We start from the raw sequence: 25,794 nt of genomic DNA, 5'->3' as shown, positions 1-25,794 counted from the left end.
TTTTCCTTCATTTCTAGTACACATTTTTGTAGCTTATAACAAAGTAAATTGTATACTACAGAATATGTTTAACACTACAAAGAACTTAACCTTATCAATATTCTTATTACTATCTATTTCTTCTTTTTATACTCCAAGAGCATTTAGTCAAGATCCAGTCAAAGACCTTAAAATAGGTATTTTGTATGATGCTCAAGTATATAAAGAGTCTAAGTTTATTGATATTTTAGAGAAAGAGGTCCCTGCCGTGATGGGCTCCTCCTACAATGTTACCTTCCCAGACCAATATCAGCTGTCAAGTGATTGGGATAATACGTTAGCTCATCAACAATTTGAGCGTTTACAAAAAGAGGAAGAGGTGGATGTTGTGATATGTTTGGGCGTTTTAGGTTCGACCATCGCAATACAAAAAAAAGAGTTAACAAAGCCTACAATCTTATGGGGAGTAATAGACCCCAAAGGCCAAGGAGTCCCTTTGACAGAAAATGGAACGACAGGGATTGATAACCTCAACTTTATATTGACGAGTTCCTCCTTGAAAACCGATATTATTACTTTTCATGATGCCATTAAGTACGAAAAAATTGCAGTGCTATTTGATGACTACATCCATCATCTGTATTCTCCCGCCAAACCTTTAGATAGAATAGTCAAAGAAATAGGAGTGGAATATACGGCCTTTGGGGTAAAGGATGATATTGATGAACTGTTGAATCAAATAGATACAACTTATGATGCAGTTTATGCTTCTTATATGTTTAAACTCCCTGATGAAAAGAAGCAGCAATTGTTTGAAGCATTAGCGGATAGAGGATTATTTGTTTTTTCTGCTGAAGGAGAACAAGGGGTTCAAAATGGTGCTTTGGTAGGCCTTAAAACAGAAGATAAGTTTGATATAATTGCAAGAAGAGTGGCATTGAATATAGAATCTATCTTTTATGAAAATGTGAATGCTAAAGATTTACCTGTACGAGTTGATTACGATGAGAAAATTGTACTGAATGCCGAAGTGGCAGGTAAATTATCATACCTCCCCAAATGGAATGTCATTTTCAATGCCGAATGGATCGATGCAGTGCCAGATGAGAGTGAACAATTGAGTTTGGAAAATGTCATTGATGAAGCCATTGCAGAGAATATGAACTATAAAGCATCTCAATATGGTACATTGAGTGGGGATGAACTTCGAAGAGTAGCCAATTCAGCATTAATGCCTTCTATAAATGCCTCTTTGGCTGGAACATGGATTGATCCTCAGACTGCAGATAGAGCATTTGGAACACGAGCAGAAAGGCAATTGTTAGGAACATTGGAACTCCAACAGGTGATTTATTCAGAAAAGGTTTTTGTCAATGCAAGAGTTCAAAAATACCTTCAACAATCAAGAAAAGCAGGAAATGAGCAAGTAATGTTAGATGTAGTTTATCAATCAGCAGTAGCTTATTTTAATTTACTCTACGCAAAAACACAAATCCAAATCACGGAGCGCTACTTAGAGTCAACCAAACGTAATTTAGAAATCGCTCAATTAAGAGAAAATGTAGGTTACTCTGGAAATTCAGACGTCTACCGTTGGCAATCGAATTTAGCACAATCAGAACAACAAGTGATCGATGCTAATCTACAGGAAAGACAACAAATGTTGGTTCTAAATAATCTATTGAACAGACAAATGAGTGCTCCTATTTATGTAAGAGATGTGGAGTTGACCGATGGGATATATGCAGGTTTAGCTTCCGAGGGGATGGCCAATCTAGTCAATGACCCCATTTCTTTGCTAATTATATCAGATTACATAGTAGAGAAAGCTGTAGTTCAAAGACCAATTGTTCAGCAGTACGCAGCTCAAATGTTAGCCATACAACGCCAACAATCATCCGATAGCAGAAACAGGTTTATTCCAGAAGTGGCTTTACAAGGATCTTACAATCGATTTTTAGCAAGAGGAGGAAGTGGAACTGAATCCATTGTTATTCCAGGTGGAACCACTGGTTTAGATCCATTAGATCAAAATTGGAGTATATCTGTTGTAGCATCCATTCCTTTGTTTTCGGGCTTTCAGAAAAGTAGGAATTATCAAAAAACGAAATATGATAAATTACAATTAGAGTCTCAGCAAAGGCAAATCAATCTTGATGTAGAGAAAGAGGTGAGAGCAGCATTGTATGAGTTGGCAAGTACGAGTACTAATATTACAAATTCTAGAGAAGCAATGGAAGCGGCTCAAAAAAACTTTGAAATTGTAAGAGATAACTATTCAAAAGGTAGAGTATCAATTATTGAATTAATTGACGCACAAAACAACGCCTTTGAATCAGAACAAAATGCAGCCAATGCAGTCTATCAGTTTTTACAGTCTTCAATGAAAATACAAAGAGCTGTAGGAACTTTTAGCCTTCTTCAAACAGATGCGGAAAGAGAAGCAACGGCCAGCGAAATCAATGAATTATTAAATAATCTAGATAGATAACATCCAAATGAAAAATATATTATTAAAGTTAATTTTTTTCTTATGCTTCGGACAATTATTAGGGAGTTGTGCCAAAGAAGAAGAAAAACAGGAAGAAGTGATTAGACCCGTTCGCTATACACAAGTTTATTTTTCGGGAGGAGAAGCTTTCCAAACTTTTGCAGGTGTCTCTAAAGCAGGAACAGAATCTCAACTGAGTTTTAGAGTGAGTGGCGTTTTGACAAGTATTAAAGTAGTGGAAGGAGATGTAGTGAAAAAAGGACAACTCATAGCAACCATTGATGATTCTGATGCTAAAATTGCTTTTCAACAAACGGTAGCTCAAACTCAAAGTGCCAAAGTACAATTGGAAACGATGAAAGCAAGTTTGGACAGGACAAAGAAGTTGTATGAAGCGAATAACGTTTCACTTTCTGAATATGAACAGGCAAAAAATTCTTTTTCTTCTGCAAAAGCAGCTTATAAAAATAGTCAACAAACGGAAGACCTTAAGCGACGAGAGTTGAGCTATTATAAACTGTATGTCCCGATGGATGGAATTATTGCGGAGAAGATTGCCTCAAGAAATGAAAATATCATGGCAGGTAATCCAGTGGTGAAATTCGCTTCAGGTAATGACCTTGAAATAAAAGTTGGAATTCCAGAAAAATACATTTCTAAAATTAAAGTAGGCGATAAAGTTGATGTGTCTTTTACATCGGTAAGTGGTAAGAACTTTAAAGGGAAAATTACAAAGTTATCTTATGTTGCGGATGTGTCGTCTACATTTCCAGTTACCGTATTACTAGACTCTAAATCGCAAAATGTAAGACCTGGTATGTCTGCAAATGTAACTTTCCAAGTTCAACAAAAATCTTCAGAACCTTATATGATTGTACCAGTAGATGCAGTGGGAGAAGCTGTTAATGGTCAACGCTTTGTATATACCGTTGAAAAATTAGATGATAAGACGGGAATAGTGCATTATAAAGCAATAGAGATCGGAGACTTGAGTGGTAAAGGTTTCATTGTAGAAAAAGGATTAAAAGAAGGCGAAATAGTGGTGACAAGTGGCGTCACAAAAATCAGTGATGGCTTAAAAGTAAAGTTCCTTAAAAAATACCAACAGAAGATTTAGAAGCCCTATGAACATTACCGAATTTTCAATTAAATACAACGTTCTTACTTTCACCCTTGTGGTCTTGTTGGGCTTTATTGGTTTTCAAACTTATGAAACCATGCCACGAGATAGTATGCCTCCTTTTACAGTAAGGTTTGTTTCCATTATTACCACTTATCCAGGAGGATCACCTGAGAGAGTGGAGATGTTGGTGACCGATAAGATAGAGAAGCAATTACAGCAAGTTTCAGAACTTAAATCCATAAAATCTGAATCGAGAAATAATGTATCCATCATTACATTAGAAATAAAAGAGATGTATTCAGAGATGCAACCTATCTATGATAAGATTAGGAGGAGAGTGGATGAGGTGAAACCTGATTTACCCAGTGGTTGTGAAGTTCAAATCAAAGATGAAGACATTGTAGATGTGTTTGGTGTAATTTATTCCATCACTGGAGAGGGTTATTCTTACAAGGAACTTTATGATATTGCCAAGGATGTGAAAGATGGTTTGATAAAGCTTCCTAACGCCGCTCGTGTTGAGATTGTAGGAGAACAAATAGAAAATGTTTTCGTGGAATTTGACAATGCAGCCGTCTCAAAATACGGATTAACAACCAATATGATTAAGAATGCGATTGCCAATACAAATATTATATTTCCTGGTGGTGATGTGAAATTTGGCACAGAAAGAATCATTTTAGAACCAACTGGTAGTTTTGATGCGGTGAGCCAAATAGAGAAAGTAGTTATACCGTTACAAAATGGTCAATCGGTTCATTTAGGAGACATTGCAAAGATTAGAAGAGGATATAAAGATCCGACAGAAAGTATTGTAACGGTTTCAGGACAACCTGCTATTTCATTAGGTGTGAAACTCAAAGATGGAGGTAATATTGTGCAGTTAGGACAAGAAATTGATGAGAAAATCAAGTATTATCAGGAACAATATCCTTGGGGAATCGAGTTTACGAGAACTGCTTCAGCTGATTTATATGTTGAATCTTCTGTAGATAGTTTTGTCAGTAATCTATTACAATCTGTCGCTACAGTATTAGCAGTAATGCTTCTTTTCTTAGGATTAAGAACCGGTCTTGTAGTGTCAGCTTTAATTCCTTCAACGATTGTTATAACATTTGTGATAATGGGTTTGGTAGATGTAGGTCTAAATCAGATTTCATTGGCTGCTTTAATTATGGCATTAGGCATGTTAGTAGATAACGCCATTGTGATGTCAGAGTCAATCATGGTGAAAATGGAAAGAGGGGTAAAGGTATATAATGCAGCAATTGATTCAGCAAAAGAATTGATGGTGCCTTTATTGATTTCTACATTGACTACATCGGCAGCTTTCCTTGCTTTTTTCCTTGCAAAGTCCACGATGGGAGAAGTCGTAGGGCCAATATTCGTGGTAATTACAATTGCTTTAATGAGTTCATGGGTCATGTCAATTACTTTGATTCCATTGTTATCTATCTACTTGATAAAAGTAAAACCTAAAGATGTAACGAATGAGGCTGATAAGAGCTATTTTGATAAATTGATGGGCTATTATAAACCGTTTTTAGTGTGGAATTTAAAACGTCCTATTTTGTTTCTTGGAATAATAGCCCTTTGTTTTTTATCCATGACAAAAATAGCACCTCATGTGCCTTTCATTTTTATGCCTGATTCGGATAGGGCTTTGGTCACTGTCAACCTCGAATTACCAATGACATCAGATATTTCAGTGACAAAAGATGTAGTTAAAAAGGTCGATGAATATTTGAAAAGATTCTTGTTAAGTGCCGAACAGGCTCAAAATAATGAAGAAGGAATTTTAGACTATACTTCATATGTTGGAGAAGGTGCTCCAAAATATGATTTGGGTTATCAAGCACCTGAAAAATCATCCTATACCGCCCATATTTTAGTCAATACAACATCCAATGAATTTAATCAAGTTGTCATTGATAGTTTGGATTGGTATTGCTTTAATAATTTCCCGGATTTGCAGCCACGAATAAAACGACTGGGAAGTGCAGGTGGAGCCGATAATCCAATTGAAGTTCGTATTTCAGGCCGAGACCCGCTGGTTTTATATGAGTTGGTCAACAAGGTTAAAACAAAACTTGCAGAAACTCCTGGTACAAAAGATATTAATGACGATTGGGGATTGAAAACCAAGAAGTTTATTATTAAAATTGATCCGGATCGTGCAGAATTGGCAGGGGTAACCAATCAAGATATAGCAATGTCAATGTTGACAAGTATTTCTGGTGTAGAATTGGACCGTTATCGAGAAGATGATGAGTCTATTCCAATTATGATGAAAGACAGTCATGATGGAGAGTATTCTTTAAGACAGTTGGAATCGATCAACATTTATTCTCAGATGAATGGAAATAATGTACCATTAAAGCAAGTGGCTGACATCATTACGAATTGGCAGTTTACTAAGATTAAGAGATACGACCTTTTCAAGACCATAACAGTGACGGCAAATGTCGATAAAAATACTACCTCCAATGCCGTGATGAGTCAAGTGACCCCTTGGTTGGAGGAAAATCAAAAAGAATGGGATACAGGTTATTTTTATGATTTTGGTGGAGATATCGAAAAATCACAATCAGGTATCGGTTCTGTTGTAGCTTTTTTACCTCTTTCGTTTTGTATTATTATTTTATTATTGGTTGGACAATTCAATTCTATAAAGAAAGCATTGATTATTTTATTAACGATTCCAATGGGAGCTATTGGCGTCTATTACGGTCTCTTTATCACAAATTCTTACATGGGATTTTTTGGATTTCTTGGGCTCGTTTCATTAGCTGGAATTGTGATCAACAATGGAATTGTATTGATTGATAGAATAGAGATAGAATTAACGGAGAATAGCAGATCGGCAGCAGATGCAATTGTAGCCGCTGCTACAGAGCGATTTAGACCAATATTATTGACAACCGCCACTACAGTTTGTGGTTTAATCCCTTTATGGTTAGGAGGAGGAATTATGTTTGAACCTTTAGCCATCAGTTTACTGTTTGGGTTGTTGTTTGCTACTGTACTCACTTTAGTATTAGTGCCTGTTTTTTATAGTTTGTTTTATAAAGTAAAATTTAAAAATTACGACGGCTCAAATTTATAATGCTCTTTTGTAGTTAAAACCGTATCATTATCGTGAGGATATTGTATTATTTATGCATTATCCTCACGATTTTTTTTGAATAACTATTTTATAATTCATGCATATAACATTGTGAAATTATCAGTAAATTCAATTGCACACGTCCGTTTGACACTACATCCATAAAAAAACTTGGATTTAGCTAAGTATTTTTATAATTTTATATAACAAGACTCTATTCATATCATACAAAAGGCTTGCGAATAAATATTGTCTATATAAAAAAGTTTGGTTCTGAACTTACCCTTTTCATAATACTATTGTTATGTTCGTTTGGTATTTCTCTCGCTGAGAATACCCCTAAGGCTGATATTGCCTCTTTGAAAGACACTTCCTTAAAACATTTGAATTTACTCTCAGATTCAACGCTTTTCTTTACAGAAAGGTTAAAGCAGTTGGCTTTAGATATTGGTGATAAAGAGGCAGAAAGTTTTTCTTATCAGTTAAGTGGAAGCTATTTTTTAAAGAAAGGGGAGATCACGAAAGGGTTTGAGAATACCATAAAGGCATTGCACATTTCAGAAGAAATCAAAGATTGGCCTGATGTATCCACCATTTGCAATAATATAGGAGTCTATTATTTCAGAAAACGAGATTACAAAAAGGCTCTTGAATATTATTTGAAAGGTTTAGAATCCATTCGAAGCGGAATGTACGAAGCGGATGAGATTACACTCGAACAAAGAAGGCACGAGGTGAGTATGCTACTCAACATTGGTGAAGTATACATGAAGTGGGGGCATAATCAATTAGGTTTGAAATATGAAGATGAAGCTTACGTTAGTGCCATTAAATATAATTTCAAAGAAGAAGAAGCGTACGTTTTAGCCATTAAAGCACAGATATATGCCAACCTTGGTGAAATGGAAGAGGCAACAGCTTATATTAACGAAGCACTATTACACTTCGAAGTTTTTGATGATCAATATGCTTTGTGTGAATATAAATTGATGTCTGCTGAATATTACTTCATGTCCTCAAACCTTGAATTAGCTAGAAAGCAAGCTTTAGAAGTTTATGAGCTTGCAAAATCATTGGAGGCAATGTTTTTCATTAAAGATGTATGTGAATTATTGGCCAATATTGAGCATGAGGATAACAACTGGAAAGCAGCATATCATTATGTAACGGAGTTTAATGAAGTAAAATCTAAAATTGATAATATTGAAATTGAAACAAGGGTAGAGAAAATAAAATCATCGTATGAATCTGATAAGCACATCTCAGAAATCTATTCTCTCAAATTAGAGAAAGAGTATAATGAGCGAGTGATGAACGACCAAGAGAAGTTTATTTATGTGTTAGTCATCATTTTCGTAGTCAGTGGTATATTTATTTACTTTCTATATAGATTTTATAAAGACTTGAAGGTGGCGTATCAAAAAATTTCTGATAAGAACTTCAAGATTGAAATTCAAGCGGAAGAAATTGCTGCACAAAGAGATCATTTACAAGAATATGTAGAATTAATTGACTCTAAGAACAGAAGGATTTCGGCAGGGGTAAACTATGCCACAAGAATCCAAAATGCATCACTCCCAATACGTTCGAATATTGAAAAATTGTTTAAAGAGTTAGTGTTATTTTATAAGCCAAGAGATCTCGTTTCTGGTGATTTCTATTACTCTTCAGGGATGCTTGAAGGCGTAGAAGATGAAATGGCAATAATAGCATGTAGTGATTGTACCGGGCACGGTGTCCCTGGTGCTTTTATGTCACTTATTGGTACAGGGCTTTTGAATGAGATCATAAAAGTGAAACATATCACTTCACCAAAAGATATTTTAGAGAACCTTCACCTACAATTACAGAAAACTTTAAAACAACATGAGAGTTATGGAGTTCAAGATGGTATGGATATATCAATAGCATTAATTAACTACACAAAAAAGAAAGCTGTGGTAAGTAGTGCAAAAAATTCTTGGCTTTACTATCAAAATGGTAGGCAATTTGTTATGAAAGGAGATCGAAGAAGTATCGGTGGAATGGACTTGAATAGCTCTTCTTTTAATAACTATGACGTCGATTTTAGTAAAGAAGAGACTTTTATTTATTTCTATTCCGATGGTTATCAAGATCAATTGGGCGGACCTAATAATAAAAAATTTTTAGTGAAAAGGTTCAGACAGTTGATGGAGGAAATACATCAGTATCCTGCACAAGAGCAAGAAAAGATATTGTTGAACCGTTTTGAATCGTGGAGGAAGCAACAAAACGAAACACAAACAGATGATATATTAGTTCTTGGTTTTAAGCTTTAAATAATAGAGAACAATTTTTTTAAACACATTAAATAGTGAACAAAAATATACTGCTACTAACTTTTTTACTCTTTACTTCGGTCCCATTGCTAAGCCAAATACCTACTGCTGGTAAAGAGGGAGAAGAAAAATACGAGCATATTAAACAGTATCTGGAGAAAGTTAAATATAAAAGCACTTCAGAGACCGTAAATACTATTGATTCCTTACTTAGGCTGGATGAATATGGGTCAATTACAGAAAGAAAAATTGACTTAATTGAGATAAAAGGAAGGTCCTATATGATAGGAGGGTACTTAGATAGTGCCAAAATTTACCTAACTCAAGCTAAAAAAATGAGTTTTGAGGCCGATTATTTGAGAGGAAAAGGAAAAAGTTGCTTATGTCTGGGATCGGTTGAATTTTTCATGGCTAATGATTCTTTGGCTTTCATTAATTTACTAGAAGGCTTTGAATACCTGGAATTATTACAAGACTCAACTGAAATAGCGGAAGGGTGTAATCATATGGGGTTGTATCTAAAAAGTAAAGGGGATTTTGATCAAGCAATCCACTATTTTCAAAGAGCCAAAATGATTTATGAGGAAAATAATAATCTTCAAGGGTTGTATAAAGTATTGACTAATGAAGCTCTCATTTGGAAAAACAATAGCGTAGAAGGGAATGAAAAACTCCAACAAGAAAATTATTTAAAGGCTATAGCCTCTTTTGAAGAAGCTCTACAGGTAGGTCATCAATTAAAAAATGACTATTTTGTGGCTACTGTTTACATTAATATGTCAGGTACTTTTTCTTCTCTGAGTAGTACACTGAAAGATTCATTATTGAAGCGAGAGAATATCGATAAAGCGGTTTCAACAGCTAAGAAAGCAAGAACAATTTTATTAAAAAATAATCTTAAAGAGAAACTTGCACCTGCTTCTACGTTAATTGGTATAGGCTTTATGAAATTGCATCAGTTCGATTCTGCTGAACATTATATTTATGAAGCAATTGACTTGATTAATAAATACAAGTATAGCTACTCTACTCATGCAGCGGCATTAGAAGTGATGGGAATCATTGCTCTCGAAAGGGATAAAGATGATAAGAAAGCAGAGAAATATTTTTTGGAAGCTTATAATATAGCTGGAGATAATACTACAATTCAAAGAAAATTTAAAATATTAAGTTCTTTAATTCAGATCTATGCGAATAGAGGTGATTATCAAAAAGCGTATGAATCACAGCGAAAATTAATCAAAGTCAATGAGGAGTTAAATAATCGATCTGAATTTAGAAAATTGACTCAGTTAGAAGCTAATTTCAGAAATAAAAAACTAATTAAGGAGAAAACAATAAAGGATAATTTATTAAGATCGGCTCAGAAAGAAAGAACGTTATGGTTCTGGATTGTTATTTTAGTTTGTGTTCTAGCACTAGTGGTAATTGTGTTGTACTTTATCAATATTCGCTTAAAAGAAGCACAACTGAAAATATCAGAAGAGCAAAAAGCGAATGCCATTGAAAGGGAGAAACGATTAGAGGAATTAGATGAGTTTAAAACTAAATTCTTTGCAAATATTTCACATGAATTTAGAACTCCACTGACATTGATGATTGGAGCTGTTGATGATTTAAAAGGGCAGGTTGAAAGAAATGATAGTTTGAGGTCACTTGAATATCAAACCAAGCAACTTTTAGAATTGATCAATCAGATACTTGACTTGACAAACTTAGAACTTCAAAATAACAATACTTTGAAGTTAAGTGAAATAGATATTAAAGAATTATTGACCGTTGGTGTGGCATCTTTCCACTCTTATGCTGAACAAAGAAATGTCAAATTAGATTTCATTTTTAAAGGGACTCGAAACGTTGGTTATACTGATAAAAATAGTATCAATAAAGTAGTAAATAACCTTATTTTTAATGCAATCAAGTTCTCAAAAGAAGAAGGTGAAATAGTTGTCAAAGCAACTATAAAGGATGGTATATTAAGTATGTCGTTTTATGACAATGGTAAAGGAATTGCTCCGGATGATCTTCCATACATCTTTAATCAATACTATCACTCTAATATAGGTCTTTCCACAACCAATGGAATTGGATTAGCTTTGACACAAGGAATTATCACAAAGTATTTTGGTACAATAAAAGTGGAAAGTGTGGAAAATGAGTGGACGAAGTTTGGTGTGGAAATTCCAGTAGACCTGTCTTATTTTGAATCTAAAGAAGTGGAACTAGAAATAATAACTTCTGATATTGAGCATCAACCTATAGTAGATCAAAATATAATTCCAGAAACTCCTGAGCCAATTTTAGAGGTAAGTAAGGAGGAAAATTTACCTTCTATTTTAGTGATTGATGATAATGAAGAAATAAGAAAATACCTTCATAAGATACTTAAAGAGAAGTATGATGTAAGCCTTGCAGAGAATGGTAAAAAAGGTTTTGAGATGGCCAAAGAAATAATGCCTGATATTGTTCTATCTGATGTTATGATGCCGGAAGTAGATGGTATTGAAATGACTCGATTATTGAAAGAAACTGATCAGACATCACATATTCCAGTCATATTGCTTACTGCAAAAGCGGATCAATCGACATTACTACAAGGCTATACAACTAAAGCAGATGCCTACATTACGAAGCCATTTAACAAACAAGAATTATTAATAAGAATTCAGAATTTACTTGAGAACAGGAAGATACTTCAATCTAAGTTCAGAGAGCACTTCCTAGTGAAGAAAGATGTGGTAGAGTTTTCAAATAATGATGAGAAATTAATTAAATCATTTACTTCAATCATTGAAGATAATCTTGATAACACGGAATTAAGCGTAGAAGAAATCGCTCAAAAATTATTTATCAGTAGAAGTCAGTTACACCGTAAAATTAAAGCGTTAACAGGAAAGTCTTCGAGTGTATTTATGAGAGATATAAGATTGAGATACAGTGCTGAGCTACTCAAAAATTCTGATACGAGTATCTCAGATATTGCCTATCAGACTGGATTTAACACACCTGCTTATTTTACAAAATGTTTCTCTGATCTTTATGGTGTCTCTCCTAAGAGATATAGAGAGGGAGAAGATTTTAAATTAAAAAATTACAATTAATTCTTTAAAAATTATTGTAATGAAGTGTTCTAATGCTTAAATTAATACCTTTGATAAAAGTGCAGTAACAATAGTAGAAAGGTTTCTTTTGCACTTGGTTTTTAAGAATTAAATCAGCTTATTTTTACTATGTTTGATGATCTTATCAAAAATAAAAAAGAACAATCTGAAAGCAATCTTCAGGAAGAAAAGTTTATTACAGAGGACTTTTTAATCCTCGACACTGAAACCACGGGTTTAGACGCAGGAGTTGACGAAGCTTTGCAGATAAGTATTATCAATGATAAAAAGGAAATTCTTCTAAGCACATACATTAAACCTAAATACAGAAAAACATGGCCTGAAGCAATGGCTGTCAATGGAATCTCTCCCCAAATGGTAGAAGATGCTCCTGTATATGATTTTGCCATGCAAGATATGATCAATGACCTTGTAGAAGATCAAAATGTGATCATTTATAATGCACCTTTTGATATGAACTATGTGGACCTTAGAAATGCTAAAGGAATTTACTGTGCAATGAATGTTTTTTCTACAGGTGTGATAAAGGAATGGAATGAGAAATACAATAATTATACTTGGCAACGTTTATCAACGGCATTTAATCATTTTAAAAGTCATTTAACTTTAGAAGATAAAATACTTTTAGATAATGCCCACAATTCTTTATCTGATAGTTTTATGACTTTGTTTGTTTGGGAACAATTAATGCAAGCCGGATACGAAAAAGGGACCAATTATCTTAAATAGCTCTTTCATAAGATTTAGCCTCTAACCAAGATTTCCATTTTCTATAAAAATCAATTTCTTGAGTGGCAATTTGTCCATCAGCTTTAATAGTTAGTGTAATAAGGTGATCTACTACAATCCATGTATCTTCATGCATTTGCCCCACAAAACTCATTGCTGTATTAAAATTTAAGAAAATCATATTTTTGATAGCATCCATTTTATCATAATAACGTTGAGGTAATTCGCTATGTGTGATGAAATCAATGAAATTCCCAATCTCAATTTTTTCTTCTTCTACAATTCTACCATCACATCGAGCAACAGCCATACCTACAGCAAAAAGGCCAATTACATAAGGTTCGTAATATTCTGTATTGTAAAGTTTTTCTGAAGTATGGAGAATTAGATGATGCATGTACTCGTTAGCGGCAGAGTCATTTTCCTTTAATAATAATAGATCATCTTCTTGAAGAGAAATCTTTTCAGGAGCATTGAGTTTCTGGCGATTTGGAGAATTATCTAAAACTGCATTTTCAAGAGCTTTCCAAATTGACATGTTTCTAGATTAAGTTTATTTACAGATACACATAAAAAAATAGTCTTCTACAAATTTAACATATTTGCTAAAAATCCAAAATGCTAATAGATTTTTTTGACATTCATTTGCACCATTTTAAAATTTGAGAAGAACGTTTTATGAGATCACTTAAAGGGTGATTCAGTTTGATAAATAACTGTTACAGTACTTTATTTAGCGGTTTCAGTAGTTGAGATGCTTCACAATGAACGTATTTGAGTATATATGGATAGATTAATACGATTTATTTACACGATCATTATCATAATTTTTATACTCTATAATTACTATCTAAAATGAGGCATTTATTTCTGTATACAATATTAATTGTATTTACTTCTTGTACAGGAGAGAAAGTTCAAGAGAACACTACTAAAGATCAATTGGTCAAAGTAGTTCAAGTACTAGAAGATGGAGCTAATAAAACCAATATAGCTACTGGGGTTTCTATCCCACAAAAAGAAGTACAATTATCTTTCAGAGTAAGTGGTCCTTTAAAGACTTTTGACTTGGAAGAGGGACAACATGTACGAAAAGGACAAGTCTTAGGTATAATTGATCCAAGAGATTATAAAATTGAATTGCAGAAAGCAAAATCCACCTTTCAGTTAGCAAAAACCGCAAAAGATAGAGCTGAAAAGCTTTTTCAAAAAAATAATATTTCAGAGCAAGCTTATGATAAAGCTGTTCTTGATTTTGAACAAGCGTCTTCAAACTTAGAATTTGCTGAAAATGCTTTAGTAGATACTAAATTAATAGCTCCTTTTACAGGGCGAGTTAAAAAATTAACGATAGAAAAAGGCGAGCATGTCACGGCGTCAAAAACAGTAATTACTTTACAAGATTTTGAAAATACGAGGGTAAGGTGTACTGTACCAGAAGAGGTTGTGATGAAAGTCAATGAATTGGATAAAATTGAAGTTGTTTTTGATTCTAAGCCAGGTAAAACGTATTGGGCAAAAGTGATTGAAGTACTACACGATACAGAGCAGTTGAATTATGCTTACCCAATGTTATTAGAAGTTCAGGAGGTTGAAGAGCTTTTTTTAGCAGGTATGACAGCAGAGGTATACTTCAGTTTTAATACTAATGATGCATCTACGGTTACTTTACCTTCAAGTGCGGTAATTGGCGAGGCCAATGGTGACTACTTTGTTTGGGCGGTTTCCCCTGAAGAAAATACGCTTAAAAAAGTGAATGTACAATTACTACAATTGAAAAATGAAAGTAAGGTTGAAGTAAAGATGCTGGGGAATGCAGATTTTGTGGTTGCAACGGGTGGTTCTCTATTGGTAGAAAACCAAAAAGTAAGAGCCAACTTTGAAAATTCTTTAATCACTAAGAACTAATAAACCAATGAACTTAACGAAATTTTCAATTGAAAATAAACCGTTTACCTGGTTTATTTTAGCCTTGGTAATATTAGGAGGTGTGATTGCCTATCAAAAAATAGGTAAGTTAGAAGATGCCCCATTTACGATCAAACAAGCTATAGTTTTAACCACTTATCCGGGTGCTTCTGCAGAAGAAGTAGAACAGCAAGTGACAGATAAATTGGAGGAGGCCATTCAAGCCATGGACGGTTTGGATTATTTAGACTCTGACAGTAGACATGGAGTTTCAAGAATACTTGTAGTATTAAAAAAGACTGTTCATGGAGATGATATTCCCCAAATGTGGGATATGTTGAGAAGAAAAGTAGGAGATGTACAATCACAGTTGCCTGCAAATGCAAATCCCTCAATTGTCAATGATGACTTTGCTGATGTACTAGGACTTTTCTATGGTATTTATGGTGATGGTTTCACATATAGAGAACTCAATGATTATGCTGACGATATTAAAAAGGAGTTATTAAAAGTAGATAATGTCGCTAAGGTATCACTTTTTGGTAAAGCACAAGAGAGTATTGACCTAAAATTATCTTATTCGGCAATGAATCAGTTGGGTGTATCATTAGAAAATGTGATGCTTGCACTTAATCAGCAAAACAAGCTTGTAAATGCTGGCTTTGTCAATACCCATGAACAAAGATTAAGAGTTAAAATCGGTGGAGATTTTAATGATACAGAAGAAATTGGGAATTTCCTTATTACAACTTCGAAAGGAAATCAAATCAGATTAAAAGAAATTTGTGCGATTGAGGAAGGGTACGTCACTCCCTATACTTCCAAAATGAAAATACAAGGGATTCCAGCGGTAGGTTTTGCTATATCTGCTTCAGCTGGTGCCAATGTAGTGGAAGTAGGGGAAGATGTACGTGCTCAATTGGAGGTAATAAAACAGAATCTTCCAGCAGGATTATTCATCAAAAATATCTATGACCAAGGCAATGAATCTAAAGTAGCCAATGATGGTTTTGTTTTTAACCTTATTGCTTCAGTTGGGACAGTAGTATTAATTCTTCTTTTCTTTATTGGTTTAAAGAATGGTATCCTAGTAGGGTCAGGGTTAGTATTTTCAATCCTCGCAACGATCATTATAATGTGGTCTTTTGGAATCAATATGGAAAGGGTTTCATTAGCAGCATTGATTATTGCCATGGGTATGTTGGTTGATAACTCCATTGTGGTCATCGAATCCATTTTAATGAAAATGAAAATGGGTATTCCTAAGAAACAGGCCATTATGGAAGCTGCAACGGCTTCAGCTTGGCCACTTTTAGGAGCAACCATTATTGCAATTCTTACCTTTTTACCAATCAGAATTTCACCAGACTCAACCGGTGAATATTTATCATCTCTATTCAGTGTTTTAGCCATTTCACTTTCTCTAAGTTGGGTTTTTGCACTTACGCAGTCGGCATTAGTATGTGATGTTTTTTTAAAGGATGAAAAGAAAAAAGAAGGAGAATCAGATGACCTATTCCGAGGAAAATTCTATGATAAATTCCGCTCTTTCTTAAAACTTGGTATCCAATATAAATATATTTCATTAGGCATTTTCCTAGGATTATTCGCTTTCTCATTGTTCACGGCTAAATACATGTCTATCGTATTTATGCCTGAACTTGAGAAAAATCTCTTCAAAATTAATGCTTTCACTCCGGAAGGGACAAGAATTGAATACACGGAAGAACAAGCGGATAAGATCTATGATTGGTTGATGGAACAAGAAGAGGTGAAAGAAGTGACAATGACTTTGGGTAATACACCTCCAAGATATTTCCTTGCCTCATCAGCTTATGGTCCCCAATCCAATGTGATGCATTTTATTGTAGAATGTGAAGATTATGATAATGTAGATAGAGTTTTTTCAAGGTTAGAAAAAGAGAAATATTCTAATTGGCCAGATATATTTATCCGTCCCGAACTTTACTCTGTAATGTCACCATTAGACGGTAAGGTAGAGGCTCGATTTATGGGTAATGATATTCAAGTCTTAGATTCTTTGGTGAATGAAGCCATGATGATCATGAGAGAAAGTGATCTTTCAAGACATGTTCATAGCAGCTGGTTTAATATGGCTCCAGTTTGGACAGCGGAGTACTCAAATAACAAGGCAGCAAGAGCAGGGGTAACAAGAGCAGAAATTGCGAACTCATTTAGAGTAGTGAGTGAAGGCTTGCCAGTGGGTACTTACAGAGAGGATAATGAATTAATGCCAATTGTTTTGAAATTGGATGAAGGAGAAATTCCAAATATTGAGAAAGTGGAAAACATGAAGGTGATTTCAGGGGAAAAAAATGTTCCTCTTCCACAACTTACTAACGGAATGAGTTTAGGTTATGAATACCCTCTTATTCAAACGTACAATCGCCATAGAGCTTTATCGGCATTATGCGATCCTATCGATGGGGTAACTACTGCAGAATTGCAAAAAGATATTGTAAGTAAGATCGAAGCAATGGAACTTCCAGAAGGATATACTTTCATGTGGGATGCTGAAAAGAAGAATCAAAAAGAAGCTGTAGATGCAATTGTCACATTCTTCCCATTGGCTTTCTTACTGATCATTGCCATTTTGATTGCATTATTTGGTAATTACAAACAACCTCTGATTGTGATGGTGTTACTTCCATTCTCCCTAATAGGAGTGATCTTCGGGTTAGTTGGATTAGGAAGAGCATTTGACTTTATGTCATTTATTGGGTGGATTGGTTTGTTAGGTATGGTGATTAAAAATGTCATTGTATTGTTGGATGAGGTAAATATACAGAGGAAAGAAGGACTATCACATCTTGATGCCATTGTTTATGCAACAATTTCAAGAACCAGACCAGTATTAATGGCAGCTATCACCACCATGTTTGGTATGATACCATTGATTCCAGATTCAGTTTTTGGGGCTATGTCCGTGACTATTATTTTCGGTTTAGGGTTTGCTACATTCTTGACGTTGATAGCCGTACCTGTATTTTATGCCATTTTCTATAACATCAAACTAAACAAATAATATCCATGGAAAAATTACATAAACACTTCGTAGTTCTCCTGATATGTTTAGGAGCAATAGAAGCTCACGCTCAAGTCAATGATCCTTATTTATTGCAATATAGAAAAGAAGCGATTGAGCATGAACAATTAGTGAAAATGGCTGAAAATACGGTAGAAGTAGGATATCAAAACTACAAAGCCGCCATGGCGAATATGATGCCGAAGATTGGTGCTAGTGCAGATTACTGGTACGTTCAAAATCCATTAGCAATGGCTTTGCCAGATGATCCAAGGTTTGGAGATTTAGCGGGAGAAACATTAGGGCAAGGTGCTCAACATCAATATGGACTTTATACTACGTTGACTCAGCCTATTTATAAAGGAGGTCAGCTTCAAGAGCGTAAAAAGAGAGCCGATATTCAGTATAAAATTGCTTCTGAACAACTGCAAATCACAAGTCAGGATGTCATCATGGCTACAGACCTTCAATATTGGCAATCTGTCGCTCAAAATGAGCTGGTTTTTGCAATGCAAAATTATAAAAATGATTTATCTAGAATTGCAGGTTTAGTAGAAAATAAGGTTGAGGTTGGAACGCTTGACAGAAGTGATCTATTGATGACGGAAGTAAGAGTGAACAGGGCAGATTTAGCTGTTATTCAAGCGGAAAATGACCTGAAAGTATATAAGATGTCTTTGAATAGAATATTAGGTAGACCCTTTGAAGATGAAATTACTTTGATTGATTCCATTGAATTGGAACATTTTCAATCGCATGAAATGCAGATGAGTGTTCGTCCTGAATATAAAGTGGCCGAATTTAATGTAGAGAAGCGTATTAAAGATATGAACATTGTAAAAAGTATGTATAGATTTCAATTAGATGGGATTGCTACAGCTTCTTACTCTGCTCCAGGTTATAATATGTTGCCGGGTGCAGTACCCAATGTTCAAGCAGGTGTAATGCTAAGTATTCCATTATTTCATGGTGGAAGAAAGCAGCATTTAGTGGCAAGTCAACAACTTAAAGTGCATAATGAGCAATTGGCACTTGAAAGAACAAAAGAACTTTTGGACTTAGAAATTGCTCAGAAAAGAGTGGCTTGGCAGAATAGTTTAAAAGAGAATACTGTTGCTAAGATGTCTTTAACAAAAGCACGTCAGAATGCATCGGTAATGGAAGAAAGATTCGAAGAAGGGCTAATTGATATTTTAGAGGTGATTGACTCTCAATTATATCTCGAACAAGCTGTCATTGAATATATACAATCAAAGTTAAAGGCTCAGATACAATGGACACATTATGTCCGTTCGATGGGAAATTTAACAGCTAACTAACAGCTAAAACAATTAACGGTAGGAAAAAGTAGGGGAGATATTTTGTTATATCTTCCCCCTTTTTTTATAAAATAAAGGAACAAGTTATACATGTGAAATTACATATATATCGATTTGGAGAATGAAGCTTGAAAGAAGACCTAAGAAAACTTGTATTAATGTGCATTGAAAGTTGACGATAACGAAGTCCACATAGTACTTGATAAGAGAATTTATTAAGTTTAACAATTTACGAGAAGAAGCGGAATAATACACTTCAATAAAACAGTTCATCAATGATTTTATTAGAAAGAAATTATAAATGGTTGACACCAGCATTAAGTATAACATTGTCTTTACTACTGTTATATTTTACTTACTGGTCAATAATTGAAGATTTTAAGGTGATAGATGTATTTAGTTATATCTCAACTTACTTATATTTAATTTGGTTCAATGGGGTGGTGTATTTGGGGAGGCATCTTTCAAATTTTTACGAAAACGTATTACCATTTAAGAAGAACCCAAGTTACAGGCTTACTCTAGAATTAGTCTCTCTTTTTATAATGGCTTTTGTATTTTTTTATGTAGTTCTGATTACTATAAACTTACATTCCAATATTCCTTCACCACATATTATTAATAAGAATAATTTGATTCTTGGTGTTATTCAAAGCTTAATTTTATTACTCTACTGTTCCTTAACCATTACAGATGACTTTCTAAGAAAATGGAGAGATGAATCTATCAAAACAGAGACATTAAAACAAGATAAATTAAGAGCAGAAAATAGAGCTTTACAGGCTCATCTTAATCCACATTTCCTATTTAATAGTTTGAATGTACTAATTTCTGAAATAGAATACGATCCTGCTCAAGCGAAGAAGTTCGCTATGGATTTATCCTATACTTACCGGTATGTCTTGCAGACCAAAGAGGCCACCGAAGTGACTTTTGAAACCGAGTGGGAAGCCATGAAACATTATTTGGATTTACACCAAGTAAGATTAGGAGAAGGGCTTCAGTTGGAATTAAACATCAATGATGAGCATAGTCAGAAAATTATGCCACCGCTAAGTCTTCAGTTACTTTTAGAAAATGCATTTAAACATAATGTGGCTACACTTCGGAAACCATTAACTATAAAAGTGGATATGAATCAGAATTATGTTAAGGTGGAAAATAACAAACAGTTAAAAAATAAAAAGCAAGAATCTTATCATATAGGCCTTACTTATTTAAAAGAGAGCTTTAAGGCATTGGATAAAAAAGCACAAATTGATATAATTGAAACAGACGATTATTTTTCCGTAACCATTCCATTATTAAAAAAGGAAGCATAGCATGAAAGTATTGATAATTGAGGATGAAGTACCTGCTCAACGTTATTTAAAAAAGGTAATTCAGGAAATCAGACCAGAATGGGAGTTTTTATTCCCACTACAGTCTATTGAAGAAAGTCTTGAGTTTTTTGAAGGAAAAGAAACTAAACCTGATGTCATATTTATGGATATTCAGTTAACGGACGGTTTAAGTTTTGAGATTTTAGAAAGTACAGATATAGACATTCCGATTATTTTTGTCACTGCCTATGATGAATACGCATTGAGAGCATTTCAAGTCAATAGTATTGATTACTTATTAAAACCTGTCGAAGAAAAGTGGGTTCAAAAAGCCATTCAAAAGTTTGAAAATCAAAATACATCTGTTGTTTCAAAACAAGAAATTAAAAATATTCAAAAGCATGTATCAGAACAAACTAAGGCCTATAGGAAACGCATTTGGGGAAATACAGCTGTTAGTATGGAAGCTTTAAACGTAAAAGATATCGCCTGTTTTCATTCCCAAAATAAAACCACCTTTGCACATACAGATCAGCAAGTGACAATTACCATCGATTATACTTTAGATAAACTGGAGTATGAACTAGATCCCACTCTTTTTTTTAGAGTCAACCGTCAATACATCGTGAATGTCAATGCTGTAAAAAGTATTGAACCATTCTACAACGGAAAATGGGTGTTAAGATTAAAGGACATGGAAGAGGAGGAAATTGTCATTCCAAAAGAAAAAGCACCAAAGTTTAAGAAGTGGGTGGTAGGGTGACCTTTCACTTCTTAAATCTATAACATTGTATAAGTAGTTTATTTCTATATCATTTTAGTACTTATGCTATATTATCAAATTATGAATGATAAAAGAAAGAACTAGCCAAATCATACATTTTGGACTTATAATTCCCTTGCTTCAGCCAATTCTTCTATATTTGTGTCGCTAAACAGTATTCAAACGCAAATAATCTACGAATTCAACAAGAATAATAACTTGAAGAACTTTTTTAATATGAATATCATTTTCCAAACCTTACAATTTATTCGTTCCATTTTACCCAAAGATCAAAAAGTAAAAGCATTAGGAGTAAGTATTCTTTTATTTATTAATTCTGGCTTAGAGTTGATAGGTTTAAGTGCCATGCTTCCCGTTTTTGCAGTCTTATTAGAAGATGATGTTGTCAATAAGTACGATTGGGCCAATTGGATTTATACTTTTTTCGGTTTGACGGATGATAAACAATTTATTATTCTTTTGACGACTGCCTTATTTTTAATAGTGGTGATAAAAAATATTGCTGGAATGTTTATCGTAAAATTGCAAAGTGAATTTGCAATGGGCTTGTATAGTGATTTTGCACAACGATTACATCAAATTTACTATCGTAAAGGTTTTATTTTCTTTAAAGAGGAGAATTCTAATATATTAAATAGAAATGTTCAGGGAGCAACACAATCATTTGCAAATAGTCAGTTATTAGGAGTATTAAATATATTAAATGAGATTATCATTTTACTACTAATAATTATAAGTATAACTATTTATGATTTTAAGGTTCTGACCTTGTTATCAGCAATTGTGATACCTTCATTTTTGTTACTGTATAGATATGTACGAAATAAATCAATTGAAATTGGTTCAATAAGACAGAAAGTAACACCAAGGTTAAATAAAAATATTTTTCAAAGTATTTTTGGTTATGTAGATGTTCTTATATCTGGGTCAGAACAACTATTTCGTAATAGAATGGGTGACGATGTTAATCAATTAGTAGATGTTAATATAAGAGCTAATATTTATAACCTTGCTCCAACAAGAGTGATTGAGAGTGCACTGATGTTAGCCGTTTTAGTGATGAATATTTATGGAGTCTATTATTTAGAGTCAAGAATTGAATTACTACAATTACTAGGGCTTTTTGCTATAGCAGGATTCAGAGTGATGCCATCAATTAATAGAATGATGACTTATTTAAATGGCCTTAATCAAAATAAATGGACATTTAATGTATTAGAACCCCTAAAAAAAGAAATGCACTTTGAGAAACCACAACAAAAAGAATTGAAGTTTGAAAATTCTTTGATTTTAGAAAATGTGTCTTTTCATTATCCAAATGCTGAAAAAAATATCTTAAAAGACTTTTCTTTGGTAATAAAAAAGGGAGAGACTATTGGTTTAATTGGTGCGTCAGGTTCTGGTAAAACGACAATAATGAATATTCTTTTAGGTTTTCTAAAGGTAACAAAGGGTCAATATTTAATAGATAATCAAGTATTTGGAGAAGAATATATTGATGCATTTTATCATAAAGTAGGCTACGTACAACAGTCAGTATATATCATTGATGGATCGCTTGCTGAAAACGTAGCATTTGGAGTTAAGGATGAAGATATAGATTTTAAAAAACTTGACGTAGTTTTAAAAAGGGCATCTCTTTATGATGTCAGCCAAGAATTGGAAAATGGAATTCATACAAGAATAGGAGAGAATGGTACTAAGCTGTCAGGAGGACAAAGACAAAGAGTAGGTATTGCAAGAGCACTTTATTTTGATGCAGAAATTTTATTTTTTGATGAAGCAACTTCAGCATTGGATACACAAACAGAAAAGGAAATTACGGAGTCAATCCATAAATTATCAGAGTCAAACCTTACTATTATAATTATTGCTCATCGATTAAGCACTTTGGAAGATTGTGATCGAATTATTGAAATTAAAAAGCGAGATGAAGTAATAAGTGAGTCAAACTAAATACATTAATCTAATTCTTTCCAAGGAAAATAAGAATATACTCTCGCTTTTCAGTCATCGTGAATTAGTGTAAATCCCTCTATTAATAGCGAATAATTATGTATTATGGGTCATGAGGATTTTTACGAAAACACCCCTAAAGTAATGCACTTTATATTCATTTGCTAAAATGCAGTTCTGTAGGGACCTTGCATTGCAACGTCCTCACGAATCACAGCATAATACCCTTTATCCTCCATAAAAGAAGTTGTACATTAACGAGAATTTAGTTTACAATGTTTTGGAAGTCAACTTTATTGTTTAGTAATTTTCAATAAAGTAATACCTTGGTCTGTTTGAACATTGATTAAATACATTCCATTAGGGACCTTTGTAAGATCAAGGGTCCATTGAGTGATAGATCGAACATTCGTCTCAATCTTATATTTTTTACCTGTTACATCATAAATTTGAACATCTAAAATTTTGATATTCTCAGTAGTTTGTACGGTTGCTATATTTTCAGTTGGATTCGGATAAATCGATATTTTATTATTAATAGGACCTTCAATATTTGTTACACCATCGACTTTAATAGGGAAGGAAGTTAACACAATATTATCATAGTTCGAATTTGTAATGGTATAATTGTAATCACCTGTAGTATTAACTATTACTGAATTATTTGTAGCATCTGCTAAAGGTTTTCCTTGATAATACCATTGATAGACATCATTTTCAGTTTGAATAAATGAAGGAATATAAATAGTATTGTATCCATTTTCTAGTGTAACAATTTCTCCTTCGACACCTATTAACTTTTGATTGGTATAGACAAAATTAATTTTATCGTTGGTGTCACTTAATCTTATTTTATCTAATTCTGCAAATGAAAAGTGATTTTGAGAGGCATTAAAATATGCTAATGTGATTGCTAAATCACCAATGTTTTCTGGAAGTTCAGATAGGTTATTCGAACTTAGATTTACATTTTTAAGAGCATTCAATGCTGCAAAATTATCAGGTAAGACATCAAGGTTTTTATTCCAAAGATCTAACTCAATAACTTTTGCAGTAATACCATCTACTCTTACACCTTCCCAAAAAGCAACAGGTTCATCATCAGGCCAATCTAATGTGTTTTCAGTATTTAAAGCTTTGATAGCCTCTAAGATTAATTTGTCATTTTCGTCAATCTCATCAGTTTCTACAAAAATACTAGCTACTGTTAATGTCAAATCAGTGTATTCAGTATTATTGATAATACATTGATATTCCCCATAATTTCTATCCACAACTAGCGTCCTTTCTTTTTCTCCTGGAATCAAAACACCATTGTATAACCAAGTGTATTGATTGGTATTCACATCAGGGTCAATACTAGGGTCTATCTGAATCGTAATAGCTCCAGCTGAGGCAATTTGTTGCTCTTCACCAATAATTTGTTGAGGAGAGTACGTAAAACGATTTCTTTCTAATGGAATTTGTTGGATATCATCGAAAGTAAAATAGTTGTCTTGTATATGTGCTTGTTGTAATTGACTGAGTTGTGAGATTTTTGGGTCAATAGAAGAAATTTGATTATTGCTAATATCTATAACTTCTAATTGCTCTAAATCATAGAGTTCATTGACCAAATCATTGAGTTGATTACTATTGATTTTGAACTCTTTTAATACTTTCAACATTCCAATACTGTTTGGGAGTTCATTTATTCTGTTATTCCCAACTTCTAACAGTTCAAGTTCGGTAAGTTCTCCTAAATTTTCAGGGAGTAAATCTAATTGTTTAGCATTTAAAATTAATGCTTTCACCCTACCTCTCTCTCCTCTTAATTTTACTCCTTCCCATGTATTAATTGGTGATAAGATATCCCAATTTAATGTATTGTTAGGGTTGTTAGTATATATTGATGCTACAATGGTTGAATCACTGATGAAATCATCAACGCTATAAATAAATGTACTTGCAGATTGTAATGTTAAAGAACTAAAGTCATTATTGGTCACTAAGCAATAGTAACCTCCTAGTTCATTCGTAGTATATGTAGGATCAGTAGCTCCATCAATAATGATATTATCTTTATACCATTGATACTGATTTCGAGTGTCAACTAATGTAGGATCGAGCGTTAACGTGATCATTTCCTCTTTAAAGCCTATGGATTGTTCTTCTCCTACAACCGCCTGTTCAGAATAGTCTATAAAAGCACCTTCTTGATTAATTATGGCTTGAGCATTGTATAAATCATAGAATGTCAATTTATTATTGGAGATATCAAAAGTATCCAAATTTAGTAATGCACCATCATTCATAAAGTCGGAAGGAATTGTAGAGAGTCCAATATTTTTCAGTTTTACTGCACTTACAGGATCCCCTTGAAACCCAGTATGAGTAACACTGTCCCAATTCACCACTTTAAGTGACGTACTCCAATTAAGGTTTACATCAGGATTAGCCGATTTTAAAGAAAGTATTGCAAGTGAGTCCGCTTGGAATTCACTAACATCAATCATGGTATATTTACCAGTTGTAATATTATTTTGAGAAGGGTAATCAGGGTTTGTTATAATACAATGATAAGTACCATCTTCAGAAACAGACAAATTTCTATTATTTTCATTGTTTAA

At 33.6% G+C, this 25,794-nt stretch carries 14 protein-coding genes; 12 read left to right on the top strand and 2 right to left on the bottom strand.

Features of this window, described 5'->3' with window-relative positions; translation table 11 throughout:
* The first annotated feature begins 64 nt into the window (after positions 1-64).
* From IC221_RS12690 to IC221_RS12665, 6 genes are all read left to right on the top strand, one after another.
* Positions 65-2,470 (top strand): TolC family protein, encoded by a 2,406-nt coding sequence (locus IC221_RS12690; protein WP_188169327.1) that lies wholly within the window; start codon positions 65-67, stop codon positions 2,468-2,470.
* Positions 2,471-2,477: 7 nt separating this feature from the next.
* Positions 2,478-3,587, top strand: a complete 1,110-nt coding sequence (locus IC221_RS12685; RefSeq protein ID WP_188169326.1) for an efflux RND transporter periplasmic adaptor subunit — start codon at positions 2,478-2,480, stop codon at positions 3,585-3,587.
* 7 nt (positions 3,588-3,594) lie between these two features.
* Positions 3,595-6,699 (top strand): efflux RND transporter permease subunit, encoded by a 3,105-nt coding sequence (locus IC221_RS12680; protein WP_188169325.1) that lies wholly within the window; start codon positions 3,595-3,597, stop codon positions 6,697-6,699.
* A 299-nt stretch (positions 6,700-6,998) separates the two neighbouring features.
* Positions 6,999-8,999 carry a SpoIIE family protein phosphatase gene (locus IC221_RS12675; protein WP_188169324.1) on the top strand — a complete coding sequence of 667 codons (2,001 nt, stop codon included), beginning with the start codon at positions 6,999-7,001 and terminating at the stop codon, positions 8,997-8,999.
* A gap of 86 nt (positions 9,000-9,085) precedes the next feature.
* Entirely contained in the window at positions 9,086-12,100 is a 3,015-nt protein-coding gene (locus IC221_RS12670) for a response regulator (protein ID WP_188169323.1), read from the top strand.
* 129 nt (positions 12,101-12,229) lie between these two features.
* Entirely contained in the window at positions 12,230-12,850 is a 621-nt protein-coding gene (locus IC221_RS12665) for a 3'-5' exonuclease (protein WP_188169322.1), read from the top strand.
* Here IC221_RS12665 and IC221_RS12660 read toward each other — a convergent pair.
* Positions 12,843-13,388, bottom strand: coding sequence for a hypothetical protein (locus IC221_RS12660; protein ID WP_188169321.1), 546 nt, complete (start codon positions 13,386-13,388; stop codon positions 12,843-12,845). The two genes, IC221_RS12665 and IC221_RS12660, sit on opposite strands and share 8 nt — an antisense overlap.
* Before the next feature lie 317 nt (positions 13,389-13,705).
* Between IC221_RS12660 and IC221_RS12655 the strand changes: the two genes are divergently transcribed.
* The 6 genes from IC221_RS12655 (at position 13,706) to IC221_RS12630 (ending at position 23,185) form a co-directional block, all read left to right on the top strand.
* The gene (locus IC221_RS12655) at positions 13,706-14,758 is read left to right on the top strand and encodes an efflux RND transporter periplasmic adaptor subunit (protein WP_188169320.1); all 1,053 of its coding nucleotides are present in this window, start codon (positions 13,706-13,708) and stop codon (positions 14,756-14,758) included.
* A gap of 7 nt (positions 14,759-14,765) precedes the next feature.
* A complete protein-coding gene (locus IC221_RS12650) occupies positions 14,766-17,804 on the top strand; it encodes an efflux RND transporter permease subunit (protein ID WP_188169319.1) in 3,039 nt (1,012 codons plus the stop codon).
* Between the two features lie 5 nt (positions 17,805-17,809).
* Positions 17,810-19,123 (top strand): TolC family protein, encoded by a 1,314-nt coding sequence (locus tag IC221_RS12645; RefSeq protein ID WP_188169318.1) that lies wholly within the window; start codon positions 17,810-17,812, stop codon positions 19,121-19,123.
* Positions 19,124-19,398: 275 nt separating this feature from the next.
* The gene (locus IC221_RS29745) at positions 19,399-20,445 is read left to right on the top strand and encodes a sensor histidine kinase (protein ID WP_188169317.1); all 1,047 of its coding nucleotides are present in this window, start codon (positions 19,399-19,401) and stop codon (positions 20,443-20,445) included.
* A gap of 1 nt (position 20,446) precedes the next feature.
* Entirely contained in the window at positions 20,447-21,208 is a 762-nt protein-coding gene (locus tag IC221_RS12635; protein ID WP_188169316.1) for a LytTR family DNA-binding domain-containing protein, read from the top strand.
* A gap of 237 nt (positions 21,209-21,445) precedes the next feature.
* On the top strand, positions 21,446-23,185 hold the full coding sequence (locus IC221_RS12630; RefSeq protein WP_188169315.1) for an ABC transporter ATP-binding protein: 1,740 nt from the start codon (positions 21,446-21,448) through the stop codon (positions 23,183-23,185).
* A 293-nt stretch (positions 23,186-23,478) separates the two neighbouring features.
* Here the strand turns inward: IC221_RS12630 and IC221_RS12625 are convergent.
* A partial coding sequence (locus IC221_RS12625; RefSeq protein ID WP_188169314.1) for a T9SS type A sorting domain-containing protein occupies positions 23,479-25,794 on the bottom strand: 2,316 nt, incomplete at its 5' end.

It is taken from the genome of Flammeovirga sp. EKP202, from assembly GCF_014534745.1.
Classification (GTDB): domain Bacteria; phylum Bacteroidota; class Bacteroidia; order Cytophagales; family Flammeovirgaceae; genus Flammeovirga.
This window is presented reverse-complemented; position numbering and strand designations above follow the sequence as displayed.